Origin of the sequence: Streptomyces sp. NPDC046557, assembly GCF_040645975.1 — a bacterium.
In the GTDB taxonomy this organism is placed as follows: Bacteria; Actinomycetota; Actinomycetes; order Streptomycetales; family Streptomycetaceae; genus Streptomyces.
The window spans coordinates 23,803-42,782 of the sequence record NZ_JBEYZH010000033.1; the positions used below are offsets into that span (position 1 = coordinate 23,803).

General features: G+C 71.5%; 20 protein-coding genes. 9 read left to right on the plus strand and 11 right to left on the minus strand.

The features are described 5' to 3' along the window. Nucleotides 1-24: 24 nt before the first annotated feature. On the plus strand, nt 25-1,290 hold the full coding sequence (tyrS, locus tag ABZ934_RS30965; protein ID WP_361319449.1) for a tyrosine--tRNA ligase: 1,266 nt from the start codon (nt 25-27) through the stop codon (nt 1,288-1,290). An 82-nt stretch (nt 1,291-1,372) separates the two neighbouring features. On the opposite strand, the gene ABZ934_RS30970 is transcribed toward tyrS, so the two are convergent. Further along, entirely contained in the window at nt 1,373-1,654 is a 282-nt protein-coding gene (locus ABZ934_RS30970) for a GlsB/YeaQ/YmgE family stress response membrane protein (RefSeq protein ID WP_361319451.1), read from the minus strand. A 232-nt stretch (nt 1,655-1,886) separates the two neighbouring features. On the opposite strand from ABZ934_RS30970, the gene ABZ934_RS30975 reads away from it, so the two are divergent. Continuing rightward, complete coding sequence (locus tag ABZ934_RS30975) at nt 1,887-2,165, plus strand: DUF3099 domain-containing protein (RefSeq protein ID WP_361319453.1); 279 nt, start codon at nt 1,887-1,889, stop codon at nt 2,163-2,165. A 138-nt stretch (nt 2,166-2,303) separates the two neighbouring features. Further along, entirely contained in the window at nt 2,304-2,576 is a 273-nt protein-coding gene (locus ABZ934_RS30980) for a hypothetical protein (RefSeq protein ID WP_361319455.1), read from the plus strand. 81 nt (nt 2,577-2,657) lie between these two features. On the opposite strand, the gene moaA is transcribed toward ABZ934_RS30980, so the two are convergent. The 3 genes from moaA to ABZ934_RS30995 form a co-directional block, all read right to left on the minus strand. Then, nucleotides 2,658-3,647: a GTP 3',8-cyclase MoaA gene (gene moaA / locus ABZ934_RS30985; RefSeq protein WP_361319457.1), complete on the minus strand. Its 990-nt coding sequence runs from the start codon at nt 3,645-3,647 to the stop codon at nt 2,658-2,660. Between the two features lie 177 nt (nt 3,648-3,824). Beyond that, nucleotides 3,825-5,450, minus strand: a complete 1,626-nt coding sequence (locus ABZ934_RS30990; protein WP_361319459.1) for a cation acetate symporter — start codon at nt 5,448-5,450, stop codon at nt 3,825-3,827. Further along, nucleotides 5,447-5,815 carry a DUF485 domain-containing protein gene (locus tag ABZ934_RS30995; protein WP_361319461.1) on the minus strand — a complete coding sequence of 123 codons (369 nt, stop codon included), beginning with the start codon at nt 5,813-5,815 and terminating at the stop codon, nt 5,447-5,449. The genes ABZ934_RS30990 and ABZ934_RS30995 overlap by 4 nt, the downstream gene beginning before the upstream one ends. Before the next feature lie 283 nt (nt 5,816-6,098). Between ABZ934_RS30995 and ABZ934_RS31000 the strand changes: the two genes are divergently transcribed. After that, complete coding sequence (locus ABZ934_RS31000; protein WP_361319463.1) at nt 6,099-7,652, plus strand: S8 family serine peptidase; 1,554 nt, start codon at nt 6,099-6,101, stop codon at nt 7,650-7,652. 99 nt (nt 7,653-7,751) lie between these two features. On the opposite strand, the gene ABZ934_RS31005 is transcribed toward ABZ934_RS31000, so the two are convergent. The 7 genes from ABZ934_RS31005 to ABZ934_RS31035 form a co-directional block, all read right to left on the minus strand. Beyond that, the gene (locus ABZ934_RS31005; RefSeq protein ID WP_361319465.1) at nt 7,752-8,795 is read right to left on the minus strand and encodes a zinc-dependent alcohol dehydrogenase family protein; all 1,044 of its coding nucleotides are present in this window, start codon (nt 8,793-8,795) and stop codon (nt 7,752-7,754) included. A gap of 29 nt (nt 8,796-8,824) precedes the next feature. After that, nucleotides 8,825-9,532 carry a lysoplasmalogenase gene (locus ABZ934_RS31010; protein WP_361319467.1) on the minus strand — a complete coding sequence of 236 codons (708 nt, stop codon included), beginning with the start codon at nt 9,530-9,532 and terminating at the stop codon, nt 8,825-8,827. Beyond that, nucleotides 9,529-10,401, minus strand: a complete 873-nt coding sequence (locus ABZ934_RS31015) for a sterol desaturase family protein (RefSeq protein WP_361319469.1) — start codon at nt 10,399-10,401, stop codon at nt 9,529-9,531. The genes ABZ934_RS31010 and ABZ934_RS31015 overlap by 4 nt, the downstream gene beginning before the upstream one ends. Nucleotides 10,402-10,905: 504 nt before the next feature. Continuing rightward, nucleotides 10,906-12,126, minus strand: a complete 1,221-nt coding sequence (locus ABZ934_RS31020; RefSeq protein ID WP_361319471.1) for an amidohydrolase family protein — start codon at nt 12,124-12,126, stop codon at nt 10,906-10,908. Beyond that, nucleotides 12,123-13,409: an amidohydrolase family protein gene (locus ABZ934_RS31025; protein ID WP_361319473.1), complete on the minus strand. Its 1,287-nt coding sequence runs from the start codon at nt 13,407-13,409 to the stop codon at nt 12,123-12,125. The genes ABZ934_RS31020 and ABZ934_RS31025 overlap by 4 nt, the downstream gene beginning before the upstream one ends. Nucleotides 13,410-13,428: 19 nt before the next feature. Then, entirely contained in the window at nt 13,429-14,313 is an 885-nt protein-coding gene (locus tag ABZ934_RS31030) for an SDR family NAD(P)-dependent oxidoreductase (RefSeq protein ID WP_361319475.1), read from the minus strand. Nucleotide 14,314: 1 nt separating this feature from the next. Then, the gene (locus ABZ934_RS31035; RefSeq protein ID WP_361319477.1) at nt 14,315-15,112 is read right to left on the minus strand and encodes an acetoacetate decarboxylase family protein; all 798 of its coding nucleotides are present in this window, start codon (nt 15,110-15,112) and stop codon (nt 14,315-14,317) included. 136 nt (nt 15,113-15,248) lie between these two features. Between ABZ934_RS31035 and ABZ934_RS31040 the strand changes: the two genes are divergently transcribed. The 5 genes from ABZ934_RS31040 (at nt 15,249) to ABZ934_RS31060 (ending at nt 18,857) form a co-directional block, all read left to right on the plus strand. Then, complete coding sequence (locus ABZ934_RS31040) at nt 15,249-15,884, plus strand: TetR family transcriptional regulator (RefSeq protein WP_361319479.1); 636 nt, start codon at nt 15,249-15,251, stop codon at nt 15,882-15,884. Nucleotides 15,885-15,951: 67 nt separating this feature from the next. Beyond that, the gene (locus ABZ934_RS31045; RefSeq protein WP_361319481.1) at nt 15,952-16,929 is read left to right on the plus strand and encodes a DEDDh family exonuclease; all 978 of its coding nucleotides are present in this window, start codon (nt 15,952-15,954) and stop codon (nt 16,927-16,929) included. 64 nt (nt 16,930-16,993) lie between these two features. Continuing rightward, the gene (locus ABZ934_RS31050) at nt 16,994-17,251 is read left to right on the plus strand and encodes a hypothetical protein (protein ID WP_361319483.1); all 258 of its coding nucleotides are present in this window, start codon (nt 16,994-16,996) and stop codon (nt 17,249-17,251) included. Nucleotides 17,252-17,302: 51 nt separating this feature from the next. Continuing rightward, complete coding sequence (locus ABZ934_RS31055; RefSeq protein WP_361319485.1) at nt 17,303-18,091, plus strand: SURF1 family protein; 789 nt, start codon at nt 17,303-17,305, stop codon at nt 18,089-18,091. A gap of 10 nt (nt 18,092-18,101) precedes the next feature. After that, the gene (locus ABZ934_RS31060; RefSeq protein WP_361319487.1) at nt 18,102-18,857 is read left to right on the plus strand and encodes an SDR family oxidoreductase; all 756 of its coding nucleotides are present in this window, start codon (nt 18,102-18,104) and stop codon (nt 18,855-18,857) included. Nucleotides 18,858-18,980 lie beyond the last annotated feature (123 nt).

The window sequence follows — 18,980 nt, forward strand, 5'->3', positions numbered from 1 at the left end:
ATCATTCGAAGGAGTCGGAAGACCGTGACGGACATCGTCGACGAATTGAAGTGGCGCGGGCTGTTCGCCCAGTCCACCGACGAAGAAGCGCTGCGCAAGGCGTTCGCGGCCGGTCCCGTCACGTTCTATTGCGGCTACGACCCCACCGCGGCCTCGCTGCACGTCGGCCACCTCGTGCAGGTGCTGACCATGCGCCGGCTCCAGCTGGCCGGGAACCGGCCGCTGGCGCTGGTCGGCGGGGCCACCGGTCAGATCGGCGACCCGCGTCCGACCGCCGAGCGCACCCTGAACGATCCGGCGGTCATCGCGGAGTGGGTGAACCGGCTGCGCTCGCAGATCGAGCCGTTCCTCTCGTTCGAAGGCGAGAACGCGGCGGTCCTGGTCAACAACCTGGACTGGACGGCGGGCATGTCCGCCATCGAGTTCCTGCGGGACATCGGCAAGCACTTCCGCGTCAACAAGATGCTGACGAAGGACTCGGTCGCCAAGCGGCTGGAGTCCGACCAGGGCATCAGCTACACGGAGTTCAGCTACCAGCTCCTCCAGGGGATGGACTTCCTGGAGCTGTACCGGCGTCACGGCTGCACGCTCCAGCAGGGCGGCTCCGACCAGTGGGGCAACCTGACGGCCGGCCTCGACCTGATCCACCGGGTCGAGCCGGACGCGCAGGTGCACGCGATGGCGACCCCGCTGATGGTCAAGGCGGACGGCACCAAGTTCGGCAAGACCGAGGGCGGGGCCGTCTGGCTCGACCCGGAGATGACCACCCCGTACGCGTTCTACCAGTTCTGGCTGAACGTGGACGACCGGGACATCTCGGGCTACATGCGGATCCTGTCCTTCAAGTCCCGCGAGGAACTGGAGGAGTTGGAGGCGCAGACCGCCGAGCGGCCGCAGGCGCGCGCCGCGCAGCGGGCGCTGGCGGAGGAGCTCACGACGCTGGTGCACGGCGCCGACCAGTGCGCCGCCGTGATCGCCGCTTCGAAGGCGCTGTTCGGCCAGGGCGAGCTGGCCGACCTGGACCCGGCGACGCTGGCCGCTGCCCTGTCGGAGCTGCCGCACGCGAAGGTCGCCGAGCTCGGCCCGGTGGTCGACCTGTTCGCGGAGACGGGGCTGGTGGCCAGCAAGTCCGCCGGCCGCCGGACCGTGAAGGAGGGCGGCGCCTACGTGAACAACGTGAAGGTGACCTCGGAGGACGCGGTACCGGCCTCGGAGGACCTGCTGCACGGTCGCTGGCTCGTGCTGCGCCGCGGGAAGAAGAACCTCGCGGCGGTCGAGGTCGCCGGCTGACGTCCCGGCATGCGAGAAGGGGCCGGTACGGACTTCGATCCGGCCGGCCCCTTCGTCGCGCCCCGGGAGGCGCCGGGTCAGGTCAGGTCGTCTGACGCCGTCGGTCGCCCCGCAGGGACATGTAGATCATGTCGCCGAGTCCGACGATGACGACGGCGCCGGCGAGCTGGAGCAGGTGCCGGATCCAGTCGATGCCCTTGGTGTCGTGCACACCGATCCACGTGGCCACGGCGTTGCCCAGGACGCCTCCGATGATGCCGAAGATCACGGTCAGCCAGATCGGCTGGTGTTGCTTGCCCGGCAGGATGGCCCTGGCAATCAGCCCCAGCACCAAACCGACGATGATCGCCCACAACCAATGCATGTCGAGCCTCCTCGTGGCGCGTTGTGCGCAGGTGCGGCCAGTTTCGGCCCGCCCCGCGGGGGTCGCATGCCCGACGGCGCCATTCGGGGGACACCCCCTCTCCTCGACCCGATGACGGCGGCGTACGGTGGAAGGGTCCGGGCCGGGAGCGCCCGGCGGGTGGATCGGGTGGTGGAACGTGGAACGGTCGAAGCGGAACGGGGCCGAGGTCTTCCGGATCACCGGAGCGCGAATGGGCCTCAGCGAGGACGTGCGGGGCCGGCAGCGCCGGTACGTGATCTCCATGACGATCAGGACCCTGTCGGTCCTGGCGACCGTTTTCCTGTGGAACGTGGAGCGTCATGTGGCGATCGTGACCCTGGTGGCGGGCGCCCTGCTGCCCTACGTCGCGGTGGTCATCGCCAACGCGGGACGCGAGTCGGCGCCCTCGCTGCCCTCGCACTTCCTGCCCGCCCCTGTGCACCCGGCACTGGAGGCGGGAAACCTCAAGAAAACCTCAGATCAATCATGAAGTTCCGGTGCACCGCACCGGGTCCTGCGTGACATACTGCCTACGCGCTCCGCATCCCCCGTCGGAGCGACGGACCGACGCCGGGCAGCTCCCCCCGTGGCTGCTCGGCGTCGCCCTTCCGTTTGTAGGGTTGAGGCCGTGAACTCCCCTGATGCGCACTCCCCCGATACGGACACCGGCGCGCCCGGCACCGATCCCACCTGCTCCGCCAAGGGCTGCCGGGCCGCGGCGGTCTGGGTCCTGGCGTGGAACAACCCGAAGCTGCACACGCCGGAGCGCCGCAAGACGTGGTTGGCGTGCGAGGAGCACCGCGAGCACCTCTCGCAGTTCCTGGGCGTGCGCGGGTTCCTGAAGGACGTCGTGAAGCTGGCGGACTGGGTCCGACCGGAGGGCTCGGAGCGCGAGCGCTAGAAGCGCGCCACAGCCGCGCCGTAAAACGGTACGAGGCCCCGTCCGGTCGCCGGACGGGGCCTCGTGCCGTGCGTGGGGCGGCTAGCCGCCGATCGCCGACATCGGGCGGTCGGGCTGGAGGAAGCTCGGGTCGTCGAGGCCGGAGCCGGCCTTCTTGCCCCACATCGCCACCTGCCACAGGCGGGCGATCTCCTCGTCCGGGGCGCCCGAGCGCAGGGCCGCCCGCAGGTCCGACTCCTCGGTGGCGAAGAGGCAGGTACGGACCTGGCCGTCGGCCGTGAGGCGGGTGCGGTCGCAGGCGCCGCAGAACGGGCGGGTGACGGAGGCGATGACCCCGACGGTGGCCGGTCCGCCGTCCACGAGCCAGCGTTCGGCGGGGGCGGAGCCGCGCTCGTCGGCGCCTTCCTCGGTGAGGGTGAAGCGGGTGCGCAGCGAAGCGAGGATGTCACCGGCGGTGATCATCCCGTCGCGCTTCCAGCCGTGCTGGGCGTCGAGCGGCATCTGCTCGATGAAGCGGAGCTCGTACGCGTTCTCCACGGCCCAGGCGAGCAGGTCGGGGGCCTCGTCGTCGTTGAGGCCGGGCATCAGCACCGCGTTGACCTTCACCGGGGTGAGGCCGGCCGCGCGGGCGGCGGCCATGCCGTCGATGACGTCGTGGTGGCGGTCGCGTCGGGTGAGGGTCTTGAACACCTCGGGCCGCAGGGTGTCCAGCGAAACGTTCACTCGGTCCAGGCCGGCGGCCTTGAGCGCCTGTGCGGTGCGCTTGAGGCCGATGCCGTTGGTGGTCAGCGACATCATGGGTCGCGGCTCCAGGGCCGCGCAGCGCTCGACGATGCCGACGAGACCCGGCCGCAGCAGCGGTTCACCGCCGGTGAAGCGGACTTCGGTGATGCCGAGCCGGGTGACCGCGATGCGGATCAGTCGGACGATCTCGTCGTCGCTGAGCAGGTCCGTCTTCTGCAACCACTGCAGGCCCTCTTCGGGCATGCAGTAGGTGCAGCGCAGGTTGCACCGGTCGGTGAGTGAGACGCGCAGGTCAGTGGCTACGCGGCCGTAAGTGTCGAGAAGCACTGTGGGCCCCCTCCCCTGTCCGGTTCATAGAGGTCGCGCAGCTCGGATGAGACATGTGTGCGCTGCTTTCGAGCCTACGCGACGCCTGTGACTTGTTGTGGTGCCCGAATGAACGAGACGCGACGTGGCCGTGTCGTAGGGAAATACGACACGGCCACGACGGGTGTCTGGAGTATTTCAGTGCGCGCCTGTTCCCGTCAGGGAGCGGACCTCGAGTTCCGCGAACTTCCTGGGGTCGGCCTCCTCCTTCGACAGGAGGGTTCCCAGCCACCCGAGGAGGAAGCCTAGGGGGATGGAGACGATGCCGGGGTTCTCCAGCGGGAACCAGTAGAAGTCGGCGTCCTTGAACATCGAGGTGGGCTTGCCGGAGACCACCGGGGAGAAGAGCACCAGGACGACGGAGGAGACCAGGCCGCCGTAGATGGACCACAGCGCGCCCCGGGTGGTGAAACGCTTCCAGAACAGGCTGTAGAGGATCGTCGGCAGGTTGGCGGAGGCGGCGACGGCGAAGGCGAGGGCGACCAGGCCGGCGACGTTGAGGTCGCGGGCGAGGGCGCCGAGTCCGATGGCGACGGCGCCGATCACGACGGTCGACCAGCGGGCCGCGCGGACCTCCTCCTTCTCGGTGGCCTTGCCCTTGCGGATGACGTTGACGTAGATGTCGTGCGCGAAGGACGAGGACGAGGCCAGGGTGAGGCCCGCGACCACGGCGAGGATGGTGGCGAAGGCCACGGCGGAGATCACGGCCAGCAGGACGGCGCCGCCGGTGGTACCCGCGCCGCCACCGACCTCTTGGGCGAGCAGCGGGGCCGCGGTGTTGCCCGCCTTGTTGGAGGCGAGGATGTCGGCCCGCTTGAGCAGCGCGGCGGCGCCGAAGCCGAGGGCGATCGTCATCAGGTAGAAGGCGCCGATGATGCCGATGGCCCAGTTGACGGACTTGCGGGCGGCCTTGGCGGTGGGCACGGTGTAGAAGCGGATCAGGATGTGGGGCAGTCCGGCGGTGCCCAGGACGAGGGCGATGCCCAGGGAGATGAAGTCGAGCTTCGTGATCCCGTCCTTGCCGTACTTGAGGCCGGGCTCAAGGAACTTGGCGCCCTGACCGCTGTTCTCGGCGGCCTTGCCCAGCAGTTCGGAGATGTTGAAGTGGAACTTCAGCAGCACCAGGAAGGTGACGAGCAGGGCGCCGGCGATGAGCAGGACGGCCTTGACCATCTGGACCCAGGTGGTGCCCTTCATCCCGCCGATGGTCACGTAGAGGATCATCAGGACGCCGACGAGGGCGACGACGGCGACCTTGCCGCCGTCGCTGGTGATGCCCAGGAGCAGTGAGACCAGTACGCCCGCGCCCGCCATCTGGGCGAGGAGGTAGAAGATCGAGACGACGATGGTGGAGGTGCCGGCGGCGGTCCGGACGGGGCGCTGGCGCATCCGGTAGGCGAGGACGTCACCCATCGTGTAGCGGCCGGAGTTGCGCAGCGGTTCGGCGACGAGCAGCAGCGCCACCAGCCAGGCGACGAGGAAGCCGATGGAGTAGAGGAAGCCGTCGTAGCCGAAGAGCGCGATGGCCCCGGCGATGCCGAGGAAGGACGCGGCGGACATGTAGTCGCCGGAGATGGCCAGGCCGTTCTGGAAGCCTGTGAACTGGCGTCCGCCGGCGTAGAAGTCGGCGGCGTCCTTCGTCTGTCGGCCGGCCCAGATGGTGATGATCAGGGTGGCGACGACGAACAACCCGAACAGGGTCATGATCAGCGGACGGTGCTCGGTGGCGCCGGCGGCGACCGTCAGGTGCAGTGGTGTGCTCATTCCCCGGCCTCCATCCGGGCCTTGATGGCCGCCGCCTTGGGGTCGAGCGCGGTGGCGGCGTGGCGCGAGTAGAGCCAGGCGATGAGGAAGGTCGTCGCGAACTGGGCGAGGCCGAGGACGAGGGCGACGTTGATGTTGCCGAAGAGCTTGGTTCCCATGAAGTCGCCCGCGTAGTTCGAGAGCAGGACGTACAGCAGGTACCAGGCGATGAACGCGACGGTGAGCGGGAAGGCGAAGGAGCGGTGGGAGCGGCGCAGTTCGGCGAACTCCGTGCTCTGCTGGACGCGTTCGAACGCTTCGGCCGTGGGGGCCGCCGGACGTGGTTCGACGCCGCCGGGCGGCTGCGCCGCTGCTTGGGTTGTCACCGGGGGCTCTCCTTGTGACGCGGGTGCGAGGGGGCGGGTACGGACACAACAACCTCCGTGTGGGGGGCGGTAACGCCGGTCCCCCTGACAACGGCACGGCTCGCGCGACGGGACGGTTCAACGCGTTCCGTTTCCGCGACCCGTTCCCCGCCGCTCCTCTTCCACCCGATTCCTCGAACTGATGGCGCAAAGGTGACGGCCGGCACTAGGTTCGCTTGTCATGAACCCGCCGTCCCGCGCGACCGCGCGCGGACGGCCCTTTCACGGATGATGTGGAGAACCCATGGCTCAGCTGGGGTCACGATCCCCCAAGAGGCACGGCCGTCTCGCCGTACCGGCCGCCCTGGCCCTCACCGCCTCGCTCGCCTTCCTGCCCTCGGTCGCGGCCTCCGCCGCGCCCCTGGGGACGACGGCGGACGCGGCGGCCGGCGCGAAGCCCGACACGACCGGGCCCAAGCTGTCGTACGTGGCGAATTTGAACACGTACGCCACCGTGACGGCGGCCAAAAAGGCCGTCGAGCGGGCAGGCGGCACGGTGGTGATCTCGTACGAGCAGATCGGGGTGATCGTCGCCCACTCCCAGAACCCGGACTTCGCCAAGCAGCTCCGGGCCCAGCGCGGCCTGTTCGTGTCGGTCGGCGCCACCCGCACCGCCCCCCTCGCGACGGTGCAGACCACCGAGGAGGGCACCACGCAGCGCCTCAGCGCGGCGGACGCGGCCAAGGCGGCGGCGACCGCGCAGCCGGGGCAGGAGCCGCTGGAGCCCAACCAGTGGGACCTGCGGGCGATCAAGGCCGACCAGGCGCAGGCGATCAACGCCGGCAGCCCGGACGTCACCGTGGGCGTCATCGACACGGGTATCGACGACACCCACCCGGACCTCGCCCCGAACTTCTCCAAGAGCCAGTCGGCCAACTGCGTCGGCGGCGTCGCCGACACCACGGACGGCGCGTGGCGCCCGTACCCGAACGGCAGTGACCACGGCACCCACGTGGCGGGCACCATCGCCGCCGCGCGCAACGGCATCGGCGTCAGCGGCGTCGCGCCGGGCGCGAAGGTCGCCGCGATCAAGGTGAGCGAGCCCGGGACCAGCCTCTTCTACACCGAAGCGGTGGTCTGCGGCTTCATGTTCGCGGCCGAGAAGGGGATCGAGGTGACCAACAACAGCTACTACGTCGACCCCTGGTACTTCAACTGCAAGTCGGACGACGACCAGAAGGCGCTGGTGGAGGCCCTCGGCCGGGCGAGCAAGTACGCGGAGCGCAAGGGCGTCCTCAACGTGGCGTCCGCCGGCAACGAGAACTGGGACCTGGCGTCCCACTCGATCGTCGACGACACGAGCCCGGACGACGGGACCCCCGGGCCACGCACGATCGACCCGCACGACTGCCTGGACCTGCCGACGCAACTGCCGGGCGTGGTCTCCGTCTCCGCCACCGGCGACAAGGGCGTGCGCTCCTACTACTCCAGCTACGGGCTCGGCGTCATCGACGTGGCGGCGCCCGGCGGCGACAAGTGGCAGATACCGGACACCCCGGACGCCAACGGCCGCGTGCTGTCCACCCTTCCGGGCGGCGGCTACGGCTACAAGCAGGGCACCTCGATGGCCGGCCCGCACGTCGCCGGCGTCGCGGCCCTGCTCAAGAGCGCCCACCCGACGGCCACGCCGGCGCAGCTCCAGGCGATGCTGAAGGCCCAGGCCACGAAGACGGCCTGCCCGGACAAGATCTACGACGACGCGGGCGCGCTGATCGACGCCACCACCTGCCAGAGCAAGTGGGGGCAGACCGGCTACTACGGCTACGGCGTGGTGGACGCGCTCAAGGCCGTCAAGTAACCGAGCGGCCCGGTACTCGGCCACGAGCCGGCGCGGAATGCGCGCGGGGGCCGGCCGGGGGTTTCCCCCGGCCGGCCCCCGCGGTCCGTGCACCGCGTGTCAGGGCGTGATCAGCACCTTGAGGGCGCTGCGGTCGTCCATCGCCCGGTAGCCGTCCGGCACCCCGTCCAGGCCGACGGCCCGGTCGAAGACGGGCGACGGGTCGATCGCGCCGCTCAGCACGTCCTCCAGCAGCTCCGGGATGTACGCGCGCACCGGGGCGACGCCCCCGCGCAGGGTGATGTTGCGGTCGAACATCACACCGAGGTCGAGGCCGGTGCCGCTGCCGTGCGGGACGCCGACGTAGCCGATGGCCCCACCGTCGCGGGTGATGTTCACGGCGGTGCGCATGGACTGCTCGGTGCCGACGGCCTCGATGACCGAGTGGGCGCCCTGACCCCCGGTGAGCTCGCGGACGGCCGCCTCGGCGGCCTCGCCGCGCTCGGCGACGATGTCGGTGGCCCCGAACAGCTTCGCGATGTCCGTACGGGCGGCGTGCCGGCCCAGGGCGATGATCCGCTCGGCGCCGAGCCGCTTGGCCGCGAGGACGCCGCACAGGCCGACCGCGCCGTCTCCGACGACGGCGACCGTGGAGCCCTTGCGGACGCCGGCGCCCACGGCGGCGTGGTGGCCGGTGCCCATGACGTCGGACAGCGCCAGCAGCGCGGTCAGCAGGTGGTCGTCGGAGGCGGCGTCGGCGGGCAGCTTCACGAGGGTGCCGTCGGCGTGCGGTACGCGGACGGCCTCGCCCTGGCCGCCGTCGTGACCGACCGAGCCCCAGAAGCCGCCGTGCACGCAGGAGGTGTAGAGGCCCTCGGAGCAGTAGTCGCAGGTGCCGTCGGACCACATGAAGGGGGCCACGACGAGGTCGCCGGCGCGCAGGCCGGAGACGGCGGAGCCGGTCTCCTCGACTATGCCGAGGAACTCGTGGCCGATGCGCTGGCCGGGCTCGCGCGCGGCCTCGCCGCGGTAGGCCCACAGGTCGCTGCCGCAGATGCAGGCACGCAGGACGCGGACGACGGCGTCCTCGGGGCGCTGGATCGCAGCGTCGGGCACCTCCTCCACGCGGATGTCGTGCGGGGCGTGGATGACGGTGGCACGCATGGTGGTGCAGCCCTCCGGATCGGGTTGGTTCAGTCTTGTATGACTGACCTACCGTACGCCTGCCGGGAGGTGGGTGCGCCCGTGCCCATGACGCCCGCGACCAGCAGGTACTGGGCCGCGAGGTAGGTGGCCATGATCCAGAAGTCCGGGCGGGGCGGCTGCGGCCACTCGGCGACGCCGGTGGCGATGAGGGTGTCGGAGAGCAGGAACAGCGCCCCGCCGATCGCCGCGCGCGTCCCGAGGACGCCGGCGCGGCAGGCCATGGCCGTGAGCAGCAGGCTGTACCCGGCGACGGGCACCCGCAGCCCGGCCGGGAGGTCGTTCCAGAGCAGCGCGACCACGGCGACGAGCACCAGGGCGTACGCGCCCCCGAGCGCGGGGCTCGTCCTGCCCCGGCCGAAGAGCAGGAGGTAGCAGACGTGGCCCGCGGCGAAGGAGCCCATGCCGATCAGGAAGCCGGCGGGGGCGTCGAAGAGCAGTGCCAGGTCCCCGCCCCACCCGAAGAGCAGGGCCGCGACCAGCAGCCGGGTGCCCCCCTGACGCCGCGAGCAGACGTAGGCCACGAGCAACGGCATGAGCAGCGGCTTGGCGAGGACGTGGCCGAGGTGCCAACCGGCGAGCAGTGAGGCGAGGTCGAGCACGCCGGCTGCGGCGAAGGCGGCGAGCAGCGTCCGTCCCCGGGTGTCGTCCGGTACGGGGCGGGCCCAGGAGGGGGTACGGGAGTCGGCGGCGCTCACGCGGCTTGCTCCGCCGGGGACTTGGCGGGCGCGGCGGTCGGGACGGGCTGCCAGCCGGGGCCGCGGAAGACCCGTCCGGCGCGCTCGCGCCAGGTGCGGGCGGCCCGCACGTCGCGGGCGATGGCGGCGTATTCGTGAGTGGCGACGCGCAGCGGGTTGTGGGTGTCGATGTTCTTGGTGAGCCCGTAGACGGGCCGTTCCGTCTCCCCCACCCAGGACCCGAACATCCGGTCCCAGACGATCAGGATGCCGCCGAAGTTGCGGTCGAGGTAGCCGCCCTGGGAGGCGTGGTGGACGCGGTGGTGGGAGGGGGTGTTGAAGACGTACTCGTAGGCCCGCGGCAGCTTTCCGATGCGCTCGGTGTGGACCCAGAACTGGTAGAGCAGGTTGAGGCCGTAGCAGAAGGGGATCGCGGCCGGGTGGACGCCGAGGGCGACCATCGGCAGGTAGAACCACCAGGTGGTCGCGCTGGTCCAGGGCTGGCGCAGGGCGGTGGTGAGGTTGAACCTGCGGCTGCTGTGGTGCACCACGTGGCAGGCCCACAGGATGCGGATGACGTGGTGGAGCCGGTGCTGCCAGTAGTAGAGGAAGTCCTGGGCGAGCAGCATCAGCAGGGCGGTCCACCACAGGAAGGGCACGCGGAGCGGGGTGAGTTCGTAGACCGCCGTGAAGACCGCGACGACCGGGATCTTCCACAGCAGGTCGAACCCGATGCTGCCGAGCCCCATGGTGACGCTCGTGACCGCGTCCTTGGTGTCGTACCCGGCGGCATCCTCGTCGGGATGGATCCGGTAGCTCACCAACTCGATGACGGTGAGCAGCACGAAGGCGGGTATGGACCACAGCACGACATCGGGCAGGTTCGGCATGCCCGCACCATAAAGGCGCCTCCGGGGGCGCCGCTAGAGGTTGTTACCGATCGGTATCCGACCGTGTTACCGGGGGTACCGCGCATACTGGTCGGCCAGGGCGGGGCAGCCACGGGACTGCCCGACCGCGAACGCCCGACCGCCCTGGACGCGGTCGCCGACCCGCGCAGTTCGCGGTGCGGCAGCCGCTCGCCGGCCTGACGTCGCTCCAGATCCGGCACACCGTCTCGGTGGACCTCGGCTTGCCGGCCCCTTACCGGAGGCTGACCGAGCCGATGCTGCTGCGCTGCGGGTGCCCCGGCGGGCCGGCACCGCTGGCGGACCTGCCGGAGCTGAACCGCCCTGCGGATCGTCGAATGCGCCGACGTCGTGGACCTGGCTCCGCCGGCCGGCCTGCGTTCCCTGCGGATCGAGACGGACCACAGGTCCGCCTTCACCGGCGCCCGAGCTGATCGCGCCGGAGCGGCTCACCTACGTCAACTGAGCCGCTCCGGCGGGTCGATGTCACCAGACGCGCACCGAGCCGCCGCGGGCGAAGGCCGGGCTCGTGGCCTCGGGCGGGACCTCGCTCAGCGGCCGGGCGACCTCCGAGACCAGGGGGCCGCACGTGGCGGCCACCGCGTCCAGCAGGGGCAGGTCGAAGCCGTAGACGCGGGCCGCGTTGCCGCCGACCATGGCGGCGACCTCCTCCCTCGGCAGACCCGCGTAGGCGATGCGCAGGCCCTCGCGGGAGAAGGGCGTGGTGCCCTCGTCGTGGGGGTAGTCGCTGCCCCACATGATCTTGTCGAGCCCGATCCGTTCCCGCAGCGGGACTTCGTGGGGGCGCATGAAGCTGGCCCCCACGAAGCAGTTGTCGCGCCAGACTTCGCCGGGGCCCTTGCCCATCGACTCCGCGAGGCCCGCGCCGAACTTGGCCTCCGCCGTGGCCGAGGCGGCGACCAACCGGGCGTGGTAGTAGTCCAGCATGTCCAGCACGCCGGGGATCCAGCCCGAGCCCTGCTCCGTCAGGACCAGCCTGAGACCGGGGTGGCGGCGGAAGGCCCCGCCGAAGATCAGGTGCCACAGGGCGCGGTGGGAGAACCAGGTGGTCTCCACCATGAACACCGCCCGGGCGGCCGGCTCGTCGCCCAGGGGCGGGGACGCCGAGCCGCCGTGGTGGTTGACCGGGACGTCGAGTTCGTCGCACACCGCCCAGATCGGGTCGTAGGCCGCGGAGTAGAGCTCCGGGACGCCGGAGCCGGGCGGGGCGCCGGGGAGCAGGACGCCGCCCGTCAGGCCGGCCTCCTTCGTGCGGCGGATCTCCTCGACCGCCTCCTCGACGTCGTTCAGCAGGATCTGGACCACGCCCGCCCTGCGGCCCGGGGCATCCGCGCAGAAGTCCGCCAGCCACCGGTTGTGGGCCCGCAGCCCCGCCCAGCGCAGGGTGAATTCGGCCGCCGTCGGCGCGGGCGCCATCAGGGCCGCGCTGGGGAAGAACGGCGGGATGGTGTTGGGGAAGACGACCTCCGCGACGATGCCGTCCGCTTCGAGTTCGGCCAGCCGGCGGGCGGAGTTCCAATTGCGGTCCGCGGTGTCCGCCAAGAGGTCCTCGTACGGGTTGACGTAGTGGGCGGCCCAGGCGTCGAACTCGTCGTGGTGGCGCTTCTCCAGGTAGGGCTTGTAGTCGAGCAGGTCCGCGCCCGCGTGGCAGTCGGCCGAGATGACCGTGTAGCGGTCCGGCGTCATGACGAGACCCCCAGCGTCGGGAAGTCGTGGCCGGTCAGCCAGTGCCGGCCCACCTCCCGGGAGCGGGCCCAGGAGGCTTCCACCGACGCCTGGTCGGCGCTCTGTCCGAGGTCCGCCGGGGTCGGGCCGATCCGCCGGGCGAGCGGGGCCAGCTTCGCGGTGTCGAAGCCGAAGACATCGGCCGCCGCGAGGCCCAGCATCCGGCGGGTCTCGCCGACCGGGATGTCGTGGAAGGTCTTGCGCAGCCAGCCGCGGGTGTCGGGCCAGGTGCCCTCGGGGTGTGGGAAGTCCGAGCCCCACAGGATGTTGTCCACGCCGATCTCGTGGCGCTGGGCCAGCTCGCGCCGTTTGGTGTTCGTGGCGCAGATGAAGACCTGGCGGTCCAGGTACTCGCTCGGGGGCCGTTTCAGCTCCGCGAACGGGGAGAGCTTCTTGCCGCCGTGCGCGCCGAGGTAGAGCCGGTCCATGAACCACAGCTGGTTCGGCAGCCACCAGCAGCCGGACTCGGCGACCCCGAACCTGAGCCCCGGGTGGCGTTCGAACACTCCGGACCAGAGCAGGAACCAGAGGGGGCGGGCCGGCCACCAGGTGACCTCGGAGACGTAGATGCCGAGGTGGTCCCCGTACTCGTGGCGGGGCGCGGCCCCGGAGTGGGTGACGACCGGCATGGCGGTCTCGGCCGCCGCCGCCCAGATCGGGTCGTAGCGGCGGTCGTGGTAGGGCGCCTGGTCCACCCACATGGAGGGGATCATCAGCGCGCCGAGCCCGGACTCCTTCGCCCGGTGGATCTCGGCGACGACCTTCGCCGGTTCGCCGGTGATGGGCAGCAGGGCGACCCCGCAGTGCCGTTCGGGGTGTTCGGAGACGAACTCGGCCAGCCAGCGGTTGTGGGCCTGCGCGCCGGCCATGCCGAGTTCCGGGTCCTGGTCGCCGGAGAGGCCGAGGCCGACCCCGAAGGGGGCCGCGGTCTGGCTGTCGACGGCGTCCGCGTCGGGGAAGACGACTTCGGCGGCCACTCCGTCGCCGTCGAGTTCCTTGAGGCGCTGCCCGACGTCCCAGCCGCCCTTGAGTCCTTCCTCGTGGTCGTGGAACCACTTCTCGGCGAAGGCCTCGTTGCGGACCCCGAGGCGGGTGGCCTCCTCGCGGCGGGCGCCCTGCTGTCCGAGGAACTCGTCGAACCGGGCGTGGAAGCGGGAGTCGAGGTACGGGCGGTAGCGCTCGGTCGGCAGTCCCGCGTGGCAGTCGGAGGAGATGATCAGGTACGGGTCTTCGAACGCGTTCACGGCAGGGCTCCTCTGCTCCTCAGTCGAGGATGAAGCTTTCGAGGTAGGCGGGGTTGGCTCGCTCCAGCATCGACCGCGAACGGGCGCGGATCTGCCGGTCGCTGTGCTCGCTCTCCGGGAGCATCCAGAACCGGTCGGCGCGGATGCCGTCGACCACGTGCGCGGCGACGTCCTCGACGGGGGTGAACTCCACCTGGTGGCCGGCCCGCTTCATCGCGGCCTCGTACTGGTCGAGGCTGCGGTACGGGGTCTTGCGCGGCCGCTGCTTCGCGTAGCGGTCGGGCCGGTTGCGGTGCGACTCCCACAGGCCGGTGCGCAGCATGTGCGGTCCGGGGAAGAGGACAGAGGCGCCGACGTCGGCGCCCTCCGCCTTGAGGTGGGCGTACAGCGACTCCGTCATGGTGACCACGGCGGCTTTGGTGACGGCGTAGACGGAGGCGGTGGGCAGGGGGGCGATGCCGCCGTCGCCGGAGCTGGTGTTGACGACGTGGCCGGGGGCGCCGGCCGCGATCATGCGGGGGACGAACGCCTGGATGCCGTGGAAGACGCCCCATACATTGACGGAGAAGGCCCATTTCCAGTCGTTGGGCTCGTGCTCCCACATCCGGCCCTCGGCGCCGGAGCCGACGCCCGCGTTGTTGCAGAGGACGTGGACGGCGCCGAAGGCGTCGTAGGCGGCGTCCGCGAGGGCGATGACCGAGTCGCGTTCGCTGACGTCGACCTTTCGGGCCAGTACCTCGGCGCCCTCGGCGGAGAGTTCGGCGACCGCCTCGCGCAGGGCGCCCTCCTCCACGTCGGCGAGGACGACCCTCAGTCCCTCGGCTGCGAAACGGCGGGCCATGGCGAGGCCGATGCCACTGGCCGCGCCGGTGACGACGGCGACCTGTCCCGGTTCGAGGCGCATCTCACACGCTCCCTTCGGGCGGCCCGTCGAGGATCTGGAGCGGGTCGTCGTAGCGCTGGTGGATGTACGGGAGCAGGGCCCGGGCGCTGACGCGTTCGGCGACGCGGCCCTTCTGGTCGGTGGTCTTCTCGCCGATGGTGAGGTCCACGATGCGGCGTACGGGGAGGTCGGCCACCGGGTCGAACATCGACTCGCGCAGCACCACGTCGCCGGTGAGGTGCTCCAGCCTGCGGACCTTCTCGTTGCGCGTGCAGTGCACGAGCACCGGGTCGGCTTCGAGGCCGCCGCCGTCGACCGAGGGCAGGAACTTGAAGTAGAAGTCGGTCTTGGTGGTGGGTTCGGGCAGCGGCAGGGCGCCGTCGACGGCCCCGCGCACTTCCACGAAGGCGATGCCGTGGCGGGCGAGCGAGGCCCGTACGACCAGGCCCTCCCGCTCGACGGTGACCTCGCCCAGCTTCTTCGGTTCGCCGAACACCTCCCGGCCGCCGATCAGCGCGCGTTCGTGGGTCATCGGCATGACGAGCGGGTACCAGCCCTCGACTTCGCCGTGACGGGCGGCGACGGCCACCGACCCGGCGCCGAGCGGATATCCGGGCAGGTCGACCTTGCTGATGTTGGCCCGTACGAGGGGGCGTTCGGCGGGCTTCAGCGGAGGCGGCAGGACCGCCGCGACCACGTCCGGGTCGCTCTCCCAGACCGCCACCACGCCCGTCGACCAGATGTCGGGGAGTCGGGAACTCTTCTCGCGCGACGCCGCGATCTCGGCTTCCGTGCGCGCTCCGTACCGTACGCGTGCCATGGGTGTACCACCCTTCTCTGGGGTCGTCCCCGTCCCGGGACCGCACCGGCTCTGTAACACAGTTACACCGCCGACGATGAAGGGTAAAGACCCTCGACCAAGAGAACTGACGGACCGACAGATTGGCGGCGCACCCATGGCGCGAAGCTCGCTGACCCGCGAGGAGGTGCTGGACGCGGCCGCGTCCATGGTCAGACGGCACGGCCCGGCGGCGCTCACCATGCGGGGGCTCGCCGCGGAACTCGGGACGGCCGTGACCTCCATCTACTGGCACGTCGGGAACCGGGAATCGCTGCTCGACGCCCTCGTGGAGCGGACCGTACGCGAGATGGGCGCCGTCAAACCGTCGGGCCGCACCCCGGCCGAGCGGATCGTCTCCGTGGCCCGGCTGCTGCGCCGCGAACTGCGGGAGCGGCCGCACCTGATCGCGATGGTGCACGAACGGGGGCTGACCGAGCGGATGTTCCTGCCCGCCCAACAGGCGCTGGTGCACGAGGTCCGCGCGGCGGGGCTGAGGGGGGCACGGGCCGCCGACGCGGTGCGGGCCGTCCAGTTCCAGATCGTCGGCTTCCTGCTCGTGGAGCGCAATCGCGAGCGTTCCCCCGCCCAGTCCCCCGCCGAGGGCGAGCTCTGGGACCCGGCCGCGGCGCCCGGCGACCCGGCGCTCTCGCGCGCCCTGGCCCGGCCGCCCGACCCGGAGCGGCTGTTCCTGCTCTCCGTACGCGCTTTGACGCGGGCGCTGCTGGCGCCGGAGCCGCCCGGCCGCGGCTGACCACCCCGTTCCGCCGCCCGACCCTCCACCATCGGGACACGGGTGTCAGCGGGGGCCGATATCCTCTGTGACCATGCTCGACGACCGAACGACCGCAGAGACGATGTGGCCGACCGCGTACCCCCAGGGGTACGCGGTCGTCGACGTGGAGACCACCGGGCTCGCGCGCGACGACCGGATAGTCTCCGCCGCCGTCTACCGGCTCGACGCGCAGGGCAACGTGGAGGACCACTGGTACACCCTGGTCAACCCGCGCCGCGATCCCGGGCCCGTGTGGATCCACGGCCTGACCAGCGACGTGCTCCGGGACGCCCCGCTCTTCGAGGACATCGCCGAGGAGTTCGCCGGCCGCCTCTCGGACCGGGTGCTGGTCGCGCACAACGCCATCTTCGACTGGCAGATGATCGCCCGCGAGTACGCCCGGGCCGCCGCGGCGGCGCCGGTCCGTCAACGGCTGTGCACCATCGCGCTGTCGAAGGAGCTGAACCTCCCGCTGCCCAACCACAAGCTGGAATCGCTCGCCGCCCACTTCGGGGTCGTCCAGCAGCGCGCCCACCACGCGCTCGATGACGCCCGCGTCCTCGCGGAGGCGTTCCGTCCCTCGCTGCACGCGGCCGCCCGGGACGGCGTCCGGCTGCCCCTGCTGGAATGCCGCCCGTTGACGGAGTGGTCGGACTCGCCCGCCGCGCCCCGCGTCGGCTACCAGGGCCCCTTCGGCGCGACGAGCTGGCGGCCCTCCCGCAAGCGCCCGCCGTGCCCGCACCCCAACCCGGGCCGGTTCGAGGACGGCAAGCCGCTCAAGCAGGGCATGCGGATCGCCTTCTCCGGCGACACCTCCGTGGACCGGGAGCTCCTGGAGGACCGGGCGGTCGAGGCCGGCCTGCACGTCGCGACGAGTGTGTCGCGGCTCACGAGCCTCCTGGTCACCAACGACCCGGACTCGGCGACGTCGAAGACCGTGAAGGCGAAGTCCTTCGGAACGCCCGTGGTCGACGAGGCCGCCTTCACCCAGCTCCTGCGGGACGTGGCTCCGGCAGACGGGTGACCCTCGCGCGACTCGCCACGCGCCCTCTTCCCCGGGCCACCCGTCCGGTCCCACCCTGTGGCGCATGGCCCGTTGCGAAGTATGCGGAAACGATTACGACCTGGCGTTCTACGTGGAGACCCAGGACGGTGCGCGGCACGTGTTCGACTCCTTCTCCTGCGCCATCCACCGGATGGCGCCCATCTGCGAGCACTGTCGCGTGCAGATCATCGGACAGGGCGTCGAGGCGGACGGCCACTGGTACTGCGGGGCGCACTGCGCCCGCGCGGAGGGCAAGGCCGGGATCGTCGACAAGGTGGGCAGCGCGGCCGGCGCCCCGTGATGACGCCACCCGGCCGCCGGGGTCCGCGCGGGTGGGGGTACCGTCGTGGGCGTGTACCGCTTTGTGCTGACCCGGCAGTGGGTGTGCCTCACCCTCATCGCCCTCGCCCTCATCCCCGCGATGATCAAGCTGGGGTTCTGGCAGTACCACCGCCATGAGCACCGGGTCGCGCAGAACGAGCTGATCGCCCGGAACCTGTACGGGAAACCGGTCCCGGTGGGCGAACTCACCTCCCCCGGCCACACCGTCCCGAGGAACGACTACTGGCGCGCGGTCTCCGCCACCGGTACGTACGACTCCGCCCACGAGGTGGTCGTCCGGATGCGGACCTCCAACGACGGCAAGGTCGGCTTCCAGGTCGTCACCCCGCTGGAGCTGGACGACGGCCGGGTGGTGCTGGTCAACCGCGGGTGGGTGGCGAGCGGCGAGGACTCCGGCGCCTACCCGCCGGTGCCGGCGGCGCCCACGGGCGAGGTGACGGTCACCGGGCGGCTCAAGGCCGACGAGACGAGCGGCGACAGCGGCATCAAGGACCGCAGGGGCCTGCCGGAGCGCCAGGTGATGCTGATCGACAGCGCCCAGCAGACGGCCCGCCTGGGCAAGCCCGTGCTCGGCGGGTACCTGGAGCTCACCGCGCCGGTCCCGGCCGGGGGCAGCCCGGAGCCGGTCGCCGAACCCGACCACGACTCGATCGGCCCGCACATGGCGTACGCCGTTCAGTGGTGGCTGTTCGCCGCCGCGGTGCCGGTGGGGTGGGTGATCCTGGTGCGCCGGGAGAAGCGGGACCGCGACGAGGCGGCGGCGAAGGCCGCCTCGGAGATGGCGACCGCCTCGGCGTAGCGTGTCCGGCATGGATCTTGGACTGAAGGACCGTGTCTACATCGTCACCGGGGCCACCCGCGGCCTCGGCCACGCCTCCGCGCGCGAACTGGCCGCCGAGGGCGCGAAGCTGATCGTCACCGGACGCGACGAGGAGCGCGCGGCTGCCGCCGCCGCCTCCCTGGGCCCGGACGCGGTGGGCGTCGCGGCGGACAACTCCGACCCGCAGACGGCGGCGCGGCTCGTCGCGACGGCCGTGGAACGCTTCGGCCGCCTCGACGGCATCCTCATCAGCGTCGGCGGCCCGGCCCCGGGCGCGGCGGCGGACAACACGGACCAGCAGTGGACGACCGCCTTCGAGTCGGTCTTCCTGGGCGCGGTCCGCCTGGCCCGGGCGGCGGCGGCCGAACTCGGCGAGGGCGGGGTCATCGGCTTCGTCCTGTCCGGCTCGGTCCACGAACCGATCCCCGGCCTGACCATCTCCAACGGCCTGCGCCCGGGGCTCGCCGGCTTCGCGAAGTCCCTGTCGGTGGACCTGGGCCCGCGCGGCATCCGGGTCATCGGGCTGCTGCCCTCGCGCATCGACACGGACAGGGTGCGGGAGCTGGACGCCCTGTCCGGTGACGCGGCCGCCTCCCGCGCGGCGAACGAGGCGCGGATCCCGCTGCGCCGCTACGGCACGCCGGAGGAGTTCGGCCGTGCGGCGGCGTTCTTCCTCTCCCCGGCGGCGTCGTACCTGACGGGCGTCATGCTGCCCGTCGACGGCGGCGCCCGCCACGGCTTCTGACGCCGGTCCCCGACGACCGTGGCCGGCCGGCCACGGTCGGTCGACCCCCGGGAGCACGCCCGCCCGGTCGAGATCCACGCCCAGGTCCGCCACACCGCCACCCGGGGCAACAACTCCACCGAC